General features: G+C 73.1%; 5 protein-coding genes. 4 read left to right on the forward strand and 1 reads right to left on the reverse strand.

Features of this window, described 5'->3' with window-relative positions; translation table 11 throughout:
• Nucleotides 1-340: 340 nt before the first annotated feature.
• From ACYVKY_RS01045 to ACYVKY_RS01055, 3 genes are all read left to right on the forward strand, one after another.
• Nucleotides 341-3,331, forward strand: a complete 2,991-nt coding sequence (locus ACYVKY_RS01045; protein ID WP_460433131.1) for a S8 family serine peptidase — start codon at nt 341-343, stop codon at nt 3,329-3,331.
• A gap of 412 nt (nt 3,332-3,743) precedes the next feature.
• On the forward strand, nt 3,744-6,755 hold the full coding sequence (locus tag ACYVKY_RS01050; RefSeq protein WP_460433132.1) for a S8/S53 family peptidase: 3,012 nt from the start codon (nt 3,744-3,746) through the stop codon (nt 6,753-6,755).
• 122 nt (nt 6,756-6,877) lie between these two features.
• Entirely contained in the window at nt 6,878-7,444 is a 567-nt protein-coding gene (locus ACYVKY_RS01055; RefSeq protein ID WP_460433133.1) for a dTDP-4-dehydrorhamnose 3,5-epimerase family protein, read from the forward strand.
• A 9-nt stretch (nt 7,445-7,453) separates the two neighbouring features.
• Here ACYVKY_RS01055 and ACYVKY_RS01060 read toward each other — a convergent pair whose 3' ends face one another.
• Nucleotides 7,454-9,139 (reverse strand): AMP-binding protein, encoded by a 1,686-nt coding sequence (locus ACYVKY_RS01060; RefSeq protein WP_460433134.1) that lies wholly within the window; start codon nt 9,137-9,139, stop codon nt 7,454-7,456.
• A gap of 164 nt (nt 9,140-9,303) precedes the next feature.
• Between ACYVKY_RS01060 and ACYVKY_RS01065 the strand changes: the two genes are divergently transcribed.
• Entirely contained in the window at nt 9,304-9,873 is a 570-nt protein-coding gene (locus ACYVKY_RS01065; RefSeq protein ID WP_460433135.1) for a DUF998 domain-containing protein, read from the forward strand.
• Nucleotides 9,874-9,997: the final 124 nt, after the last annotated feature.

Here is a 9,997-nt window from a genome sequence, read left to right on the forward strand (position 1 = left end):
GACGAGCACCGAGCCCAGGCCGCGCAGGCGTCCGGCCAGGTCGTCGGCGCGCGCGGCCAGCGGCGCCGCGAGGTCGGTCTGCACCCACCCAGGCTACGGCCGGGTCCGGGAGACGGATCTGCCGCGACCCCTTGACCGGAATACCCCGTCCAGAGTGTGATCATCCCGCCACGTGCGGGTTGTCCCGGATGTCCTGTGCGCCGACCCGTCGTGGTCGTCGCGTGCGGACCGGGGGTCGGACCGCCGCGGCCGGACGGAGCGGTCCCCACTCGGGCGGGTGGTCTCTGCCGTCGCACGACCGCACCAGGAGATCGCTCCACCACACCAGGAGGCCGTACCCGTGTCACCCACACCCACCAGCGCGAGGCGCCGCACGTGGCGCGCCGCGACGCTGGCCATCGGCGCAGCCGTGGCGACCACCGTCAGCCTGACGGCTCCCGCCACCGCGGCGCCGGACGCCGCCGCCACCCCCGAGGCCGCCGCCACCGCGGTCGCCCCGGCCGGCAGCACCACCTTCGAGGCCGGCAAGTACGTCGTCCTGCTCAAGGGCGAGCCCGCGATCGGCTACGAGGGCGGGGTCGACGGCCTCGCCGCGACCAAGCCCGCCGAGGGCGAGGACTTCTCGGCCACGGCGAAGGCGACGGAGGACTACCGCGCCCACCTGGTGCGCCAGCAGGACGCCGCGATCGCCGAGGCCGGCGTCGACGACGTCACCTACCAGTACACCGACGCGGTGAACGGCTTCGCCGCCGACCTGAGCGCCGACGAGGCGGCCGCGCTGGCCAAGGACCCGAGCGTCCTGGCGGTGACCAAGGACGAGCTGCGCCAGCTCGACACCAACGCCTCGCCGCGCTTCCTGGGCCTCACCGGCACCAACGGCGTCTGGGCCCAGCTCGGTGGCACGAACGACACCCGCAAGGGCGCGGGCGCCGGCACCGTCGTCGGCATCATCGACTCCGGCATCTGGCCCGAGAACCCGTCGTTCTCCGGCCAGGGCTTCGGTCGCCCGACGGGGTGGAACGGCACCTGCCAGACCGGTGAGAACTTCCCGGCGAGCGCGTGCAACAACAAGCTGATCGGCGCGCGCTACTTCGTCGAGGGCTTCGGCGCCTCGAACATCGCCGACTACGAGTGGCTCTCGCCGCGCGACGCCGACGGCCACGGCACCCACACCGCGAGCACCGCGGCCGGCAACGACGGCGTCAAGGCCGTCGTCGACGGCCGCGACTTCGGCCGCATCTCCGGCATGGCGCCCGAGGCCCGGATCGCGGCCTACAAGGTCTGCTGGGACGGCCAGGACGGCGGCGGCGGCTGCTTCGGCTCCGACTCCGTCGCGGCCATCGAGGCCGCCATCGCCGACGGCGTCGACGTGCTGAACTTCTCGATCAGCGGCACCTCGTCGAACTACCTCGACGCCGTCGAGCTCGCGTTCATGTACGCGGCCGACGCCGGCATCTTCGTGGCGGCGAGCTCGGGCAACAGCGGCCCCGGCGCCTCGACGACGAACCACCCCTCGCCGTGGCTCACCACCGTGGCCGCGTCGACGCACACCATCTACGAGAAGACCCTCGTGACCGGTGACGGCCAGCGCTTCATCGGCTCGTCCATCACCGAGGCGCTGCCCACGCAGACGCCGATGGTGCTCTCCGACGCCATCGCGGCGTCCGGCGTCGCGACGACCGAGGCGGGGCTCTGCGCGCCCGACTCGCTCGACGCGACCAAGGCGGCCGGCACGCTGGTGGTCTGCGACCGCGGCACCTACGACCGCGTGGCCAAGAGCCGCGAGGTCGCCCGCGCCGGCGGCGTCGGCATGGTGCTCGTGAACGTCGTCCCGGGCTCGCTCGACAACGACCTGCACATCATCCCGACCGTCCACCTGGACGACACCAAGCGGGCCGCGGTCCGCGCGTACGCCACCTCGGCCGGCGCGACCGGCGCCATCGTCGACGACACCACCGGCTCGACCACCCAGGTCCCCGAGGTCGCGGGCTTCTCGAGCCGCGGCCCGTCGCTGGGTGCGGGTGGCGACATCCTCAAGCCGGACATCGCCGCCCCGGGCGTCGGCGTCCTGGCCGCGTACTCCCCGCGGGGCGGCGGCCGCGACTTCGACTTCCTCTCCGGGACGTCGATGTCGTCGCCGCACATCGCGGGCCTGGCCGCCCTGGTCAAGGACGCGCACCCGGACTGGTCCCCGATGGCGATCAAGTCCGCGATGATGACGACCGCTCGCGAGCACGCGTCGGCCGCCAGCAACGACGTCTTCGCCGGTGGCGCGGGCTTCGTGAACCCGCGCAAGTTCCTGAACCCGGGGCTGGTCTACGACGCGGACCAGGACGACTGGTGGGCGTTCCTCGCCGGCCAGGGCGTCACCTACAGCGACGGGACCCCGGTGTCGGAGAACCCGATCGACGCCTCGGACCTCAACCAGGCCTCGATCGCCAGCGGCTCGGTGACCGGGACGCAGACCATCACGCGCACCATCACCAACGTCGGTCCGCCGGCGGCCTTCGCCGGCCGGGTCACCGGCCTGCCGGGCTTCGACGCCAAGATCTCGCCGCGGCGGGTCGCGCTCGACACCGGTGAGTCGGCGACGGTGCAGATCACCTTCACCCGCACGTCGGCGGCGTTCGGGCAGTACTCGCAGGGCCAGCTGGTCTGGAACGACGGGCGCGGCACCAACGCGAAGAGCCCGATCGCCCTGCGCCCGGTGCCGCTCGCGGCACCCGGCGAGGTGACCGTCACCGACGGCCAGACGACCTCGGTCGAGGTGACGCCCGGCTTCACCGGCACCCTGACCACCCAGGTCAAGGGCCTGACGGCGGGCGTCGTCACCGAGCAGACCGCGCAGAACACCGGCGGGGCCGCGTTCAGCCCCACCGACCCGCGCAACGTCCGCCAGTCGTTCACCGTCCCGGCCGGCACCACGCTGACCCGGGTCGAGCTGCGGGCGAACGACCCCGCGAACGACGACCTCGACCTGTTCCTGCAGGACGCGACCACCGGCGCGGTCGTCGCGCAGGCGGCCACGGGGGCGGCGGACGAGCAGATCACGTCGGTGTCGCTGCCGGCGGGCGAGTACGTCATCCACGTCCAGGCGTGGGCGGTGGCCGGCAACGCGCCGACCACGACGTTCGACGTCCGGACGTTCACGGTGCCGGACGCCGACGCGGGCAACCTCGCGGTGGCGCCGGCGTCCCAGGCCGTCACCACCGGCGTCCCGGTGTCGGTCGGCCTCACGCCGACCGGCCTGACCGCGCCGCCGTACCTGGGCTGGGTCGGCTTCTACACCGGCTCCACCCTCGCCGGCCGGACGATCGTGTCCAACGGCTGACGGAGCAGCACGGACGAGGCCCCGCCGGCACCCGCCGGCGGGGCCTCGTCGCGTCCGGGACGCAGCGTGACCGCGTCCGCCACCCGTTCGGGCGACCGGACGGGCGCCCGGTGACCTCCCGCCCCCGGGCGCTCCTCCGGTCGTCGCCCTGGTCGGCAGGACGTCCGCCCGTCTTGATCGGCTGATCGGGGCACACCCTTGACCCGGACGGCTCACACGGAGTGTGATCATCCCGCCCACGTGCGCGTTGTCCGGGATGTCCTGTGCCCGGACGTGCTCACCAGGTGCCGCAGGCAGGTCAGGGGTCGACCCGCCCGCGGCCCGACAGAGCGGTCCCCCCTTCGGAGGGGTGGTCTCTGCCGACCCCGGACAGCAGCAGGCGATCGCTCCACCACACCAGGAGGCCGTACTCGTGTCACCCACACTCTCCAGCGGGAGGCGCCGCACCTGGCGCGTCGCCACGCTGGCCATCGGCGCAGCCGTGGCGACCACCGTCAGCCTGACGGCTCCCGCCACCGCCGCGCAGGACCCGGCCGACGGGCTCACCGTCGTCGGGGGCTCGGCCCTGTCGACCGACCCGGCCGACTACACCGCGGGCACCTACATCGTGCAGTTCGCGGGTGAGCCCGCCGCCTCCTACGAGGGCGACGTCGCCGGCTTCGCCGCGACCAAGCCCGCCAAGGGCACGAAGATCGACGCCGACTCGGCCGCCGTCTCCCGCTACCGCGACCGCCTGGTCCAGCAGCAGCAGGCCGCCCTGGCGAAGGTCGGGGCCAAGGCCGTCGACAACCACTCGCTGGTGCTCAACGGCGTCACGACCCGCCTCAGCGCGCAGCAGGCCGCCAAGCTGGCCGGCGTCAAGGGCGTCGTGTCGGTCAACAAGACGCAGCTGCTGAAGCCGCAGACCGACCAGTCGCCGCAGTTCCTGAAGATGCCGCAGCTGTGGAAGGACGCCGGCGGTCGCGCCGGTGCCGGCAAGGGCGTCGTCGTCGGCGTCGTCGACTCCGGCATCTGGTACGAGTCGAAGTCGTTCAAGGGCACGGGCGCCAAGGCCCCCAAGGGCTGGGCGGGCGAGTGCGACCTCGGCGCCGACGGCTCCGGCGAGCCCTGCAACGGCAAGATCATCGGCGCGCGCTACTACGTCGACGGCTTCGGCGAGGGCAACATCGCCGACGAGGAGTTCCTGTCCCCGCGCGACGGTGACGGCCACGGCTCGCACACCGCCTCGACGGCGGCGGGCAACATCGTGCGCAACGTCAGCGTCGACGGCACCGACTTCGGCACCCTGTCCGGCATGGCGCCGGGCGCGCAGATCGCGGCCTACAAGGTCTGCTGGACGGGCAACGTCCCCGACACCACCGACGACGACGGCTGCTCGAACGCCGACTCCGTCTCGGCCATCGAGGACGCGGTCGCCGACGGCGTCGACGTCATCAACTACTCGATCGGCAGCACGACCGAGTCGTCCGTCGTCGACGACGTGGAGATCGCGTTCCTGAACGCGGCCGCCGCGGGCGTCTTCGTCGCCGCCTCGGCCGGCAACAGCGGCCCGGACGAGAGCACCCTCGACCACCCGAGCCCCTGGCTCACCACGGTCGCGGCGAGCACGCACAAGATCAACGAGAAGAAGCTGGTGCTGGGCAACGGCGCCGAGTACATCGGCGCCTCGAGCACCAACGAGCTCCCGGCGCAGACCCCGATGGTGCTGGCCTCCGCCTCCGGCAAGGCCGGTACGGCGGTCAACGACGCGAAGCTGTGCTTCCTCGGCGCCCTCGACCCGGCGAAGGTGGCGGGCAAGCTCGTCGTCTGCGAGCGCGGGGTCAACGCCCGCGCCGAGAAGTCGCAGGAGGTCCGTGACGCGGGCGGCGCCGGCATGGTGCTGATCAACCCGACGCCGAACTCGCTGAACGGCGACCTGCACTACGTGCCGTCGATCCACCTGCCCGACACCGCCTACGCCCCCGTCACGGCCTACGCGGCCACCGCGGGCGCCACCGGCGCGATCGTCGCGCTCGACGCCGACGACGTCTCCGGCACCCAGGTGCCGGTCGTCGCCGACTTCTCCTCGCGCGGTCCGTCGACCACGACGGGCGGCAACATCCTCAAGCCGGACATCGCCGCCCCGGGCGTCGACGTCCTGGCCGCGGTCACGCCCGCGCAGCACGGCGGTCGCAACTACGACCTGCTCTCCGGCACCTCGATGGCGTCCCCGCACATCGCGGGCATCGGCGCGGTGCTCAAGCAGATCAACCCGAAGTGGTCCCCGATGGAGATCAAGTCGGCGATGATGACCACCGCCGGCGACACGATCGGCACCACCTCCCCGTTCGACCAGGGCGCGGGCCAGGTCCAGCCCAACAAGGCCTCGGCCCCGGGCGTGGTCTTCGACCACGGCTTCGAGGACTGGGTCGGCTACCTCATCGACGAGGGCGCCCTCGACCCGGCGCAGTTCCCGGGCATCGAGCCGGTGGCGGGCACCGACCTGAACCAGGCCTCCGTGGCCAACGGCTCGGTCGCCGGCTCGTTCACCACCACCCGCACCATGACGGCCACGGCCCGGAACCAGTCCCTGCGGTTCTCGGCCACCGTCCCGGGCTGGCGCGTCACCACCGACACGCCGCTGGTGAGCCTGAAGAAGGTCGGTGACACCAAGACGGTCACCCTGACCTTCACCAAGCTCTCCGCCACCCCGGCGGGCGAGTGGGGCACCGGCAGCATCACCTGGACCGGCGCCGACCGCACCAAGGTCCGCATCCCGGTCGCGCTCAAGGCGACCACGATCGCGCTGAGCAACGCCGACGTCGACGGCACGGGCAAGCCCTCGGGCTCGACCACCGTCACGGCCCTCCCGGGCTTCACCGGCACGCTCAGCACCCAGGTCGCCGGCATGGCCGGGACCGTCCCGGTGACGGACGCCTCGCTCGTCCCGAACCAGAGCGGGTTCAACCCGACCGCCCCGGCCGAGAACCCGTCGGTGAAGAAGTACACGATGACGACGAACGCCACGACCGCCGTGCGCTTCAGCGTCGCCACGGAGTCGGCCGGTGCCGACTACGACCTGTACCTCTACATCGCGGGTCAGTACGCCAACGGGCCGATCGCGGTGTCCGGCAGCGCCGGCGGCAACGAGGAGCTCACCCTCACGGTGAGCGGCGGGGCGGCCACCGGCCTCCCGCTGGAGATCTTCGTCCACCACTGGGGTGGCGCCGCAGGTGACTCGTACACCTACCGCGGGTACAACGTCGGCAGCACCGCCGTCGGCAACCTGACCGTGACCCCGCCGAGCCGGCAGGTCACCCAGGGCACCCCGGTCGACTTCACCCTGGCCTGGAACAGCCTGGCCGCCGAGCAGTCGTACTTCGGCTGGGTGAACTTCGCGGCGCCGAACGGCGAGGGCGAGCTCGCCTTCGTCGAGGTGCGCTGACACCGCACGACCCGCACCACCTGCACGACCCAGCACGACGCGGAGGCCCCGCCGGCAGCAGCCGGCGGGGCCTCCCCGCGTCCCGGGCAGGACGCGCCGGCGGCTGCTCTAGGGTGGCGGCCGTGACCTCGCCGCAGATCGTGCCGTTCGACACCGCCACCACCGCCATCGACGGCCTGCTGGTCATCACGACCAAGCAGGTCACCGAGCCCCGCGGCACGGTGCGCGAGATCTACCGCCACTCGGTGTTCACCGCCGGCGCGCTGTCGGGCATGGGCGAGGTCAAGCAGGTGAACGCCACCTTCACCCACCGCGGCGGCGTGCGCGCCCTGCACGCCGAGGACATGACCAAGCTGGTCGGCGTCGTGCACGGCGAGGCGTTCGGCGCCTACGTCGACCTGCGCGACGGCTCCCCCACCCGCGGCGCGGTCGTCACCCAGCAGCTGGTGCCCGGGGTGCAGGTGATCGTGCCGAAGGGCGTCGCGAACGGGTTCCAGGCGGTCAGCGAGGGCGGCTGCGAGTACCTCTACTGCTTCGACGACGAGTGGGTGCCCGGCATGGCCGGCAAGGCGCTCACCCCGCTCGACGAGGACCTCGGCATCGACTGGCCGCTGCCGCTGGTCGCCGACGACCCCGCCGTGCTGTCGGCCAAGGACGCCTCGGCGCCGCGGCTGCGCGACCTGGGCTGACCGGGCCCGTCAGGACGGGCCGTCGGCCCCGGCGAGCAGCCGGGTGGCCTCCTCGCGCATCTCGACCTTGCGCACCTTGCCCGTCACCGTCATCGGGAAGCCGTCGACGACGTGGACGTGGCGCGGGACCTTGTAGTGCGCGAGCCGCCCGTCGCAGAACGCCTTCACGGCCTCGACCGTGAGCGGCTCGCGGTCGGGCTTCATCACGACCCACGCCATCAGCTCCTCGCCGTAGCGCTCGTCCGGGACGCCGATCACCTGCACGTCCTGCACGTCGGGGTGGGCGTAGAGGAACTCCTCGATCTCGCGCGGGTAGATGTTCTCGCCGCCGCGGATCACCATGTCCTTGATCCGGCCGTTGATCGCGACGTACCCGTCGTCGTCCATCACGGCGAGGTCGCCGGTGTGCATCCAGCGCGCGGCGTCGACCGCCTCGGCCGTCTTCTCCGGCTCCTCCCAGTAGCCGAGCATCACGGTGTGCCCGCGCGTGCAGAGCTCGCCCGTCGTCCCGCGCGGGACGGTGAGACCCGTTGCGGGATCGACGATCTTGCTCTCCAGGTGCGGCATCGTGCGACCGACGGTCTCGGTGCGGCGCGCGAGGTCGTCGTCCGGTCGGGTCATCGTCGACACGGGCGAGGTCTCGGTCATGCCGTAGCAGATGGCCACCTCGCCCATGTGCATCTCGTCGATCACCCGCTTCATCACCTCGACCGGGCAGGGTGAGCCGGCCATGATGCCGGTGCGCAGGCTGGTGAGGTCGTAGGAGTCGAAGTCGGCCAGGCCGAGCTCGGCGATGAACATCGTCGGCACGCCGTACAGCGAGGTGCACCGCTCCTCCTGCACCGCCCGCAGCGTCGCCGCCGGGTCGAACGTGGGCGCCGGGATCACCATCGCCGCACCGTGGCTCGTGCACGCGAGGTTGCCCATCACCATGCCGAAGCAGTGGTAGAACGGCACCGGGATCGCGACCCGGTCGGCCTCGGTGTAGCCGACCAGCTCGCCGACGAAGTAGCCGTTGTTCAGGATGTTGTGGTGCGAGAGGGTCGCGCCCTTGGGGAAGCCCGTCGTCCCGGACGTGTACTGGATGTTGATCGGGTCGTCCGGCGACAGCTCGCTCATCCGCGCCACCAGCTCGGCGTGGTCGGCCTGCCCGCCGACGTCGACCAGCCGGCGCCAGCTGTCGTCGCGGCCGTGGACGGCGGGGTCGGCGTCCGGCTCGAAGGGCTCGGAGACGAAGACGACGTCGGTGAGGCCCGGGCACTCGCCGCGCACCTGCTCGACCATCGCGCGGTAGTCGCTCGTGCGGTACCTGCTGGCGGACACCAGCATCCGCATGCCCGACTGGTTCACGACGTACGCGAGCTCGTGCACCCGGTAGGCGGGGTTGACGTTCACGAGCACCGCGCCGATCTTCGCGGTCGCGTACTGGAGCATGACCCACTCCGCGCAGCTGGGGGCCCAGATGCCGACCCGGTCGCCCTTGCCGATGCCGCGCGCCAGGAGGCCGAGCGCGACCTCGTCGACCTCGACGTCGAGCTCGTTGTATGTCCACCGCCGGTGCGAGGCGCAGTCGACGAGCGCCTCGCGGTCGCCCCACCGCGCGACCGTGCGCTCGAGGTCGTCGCCGATCGTGTCGCCGAGCAACGGCGTGGTGGACGTGCCGGAGGTGTACGACGGCTGGGGTCGGGTGAGCATCCCTGCGCTCCTTCGCTGCCGGTCGGCGCGACGCTGGCACGCCGTCCCGCCATCCTGTCCCGGTGCACCCCGCCCGGCAACGCACCCGTCCGCCCGCGAGCCCGCTCCGAACGCCGGACGTGGACGGGAGCGGGCGGTCGCGGGCGCGCCGGTGCGCCGAGGCCGTGGTGCACCTCGCGCCGCTGGCGTTCACGGCCGGCTGGGTGTGGGCGGGGCACCGCACCCCGGACGTGCCCCACGCGACCCGCAGCGTCAGCGCGCTGTCGGCGGTCGGTCAGCCGTGCGCCGGGCCGGTGCTGGCCGGCCAGACCGCGCAGGGGGTGGCGCAGCTGGTGAACGCCGCGCTCGCCCGCCGCGCCGGGCTCGACGCGCTCGCGCTGACGCTCGCGGCCTCGGGCGCCGGGACGCTGGTGACGACCGCGGTGCCGCTCCCCCGCGAGCGGGACGAGGTGTGGCGCAACCGGGTCCACACCTGGTCGAGCGGCGTCGGGATGGCGGCCTTCCACCTCGCGCCCCTCGTCGGCGCGCTCGACCCGCGGCTCCCGGCCCGCACCCGGACGGCGGCGGTGGCCGCGCTGGCGGTGGCGCTGCCCGCGACCGGCTACTTCGTGCACCGCCTCGCGGCCCACGGGGGCGTCGGCACCCTGTACGGCTGGTCGGAGCGCACGTTCCTCACCGCGCTGCTGGCGTGGTCGACCGCGCTGCCCCGCGCGTACCCGCCCGCGTACCGTTGAGCGGATGACCACCCGGCGCGGCGCGGCCCCGCGCAGCCTGGCCGACGACCTGCGCGCCCGCGACGACGACGCGCTGGTCGCGCTGCTGCGCGCGCGTCCCGACCTGGCGCAGCCGGCGCCGTCC

This window comes from Angustibacter speluncae, assembly GCF_054777815.1.

What these genes read in the sequence shown, in the direction of transcription:
- ACYVKY_RS01060 (WP_460433134.1), bottom strand. Translation starts at nt 9,139, where the DNA reads ATGCTCACCCGACCCCAGCCGTCGTACACCTCCGGCACGTCCACCACG.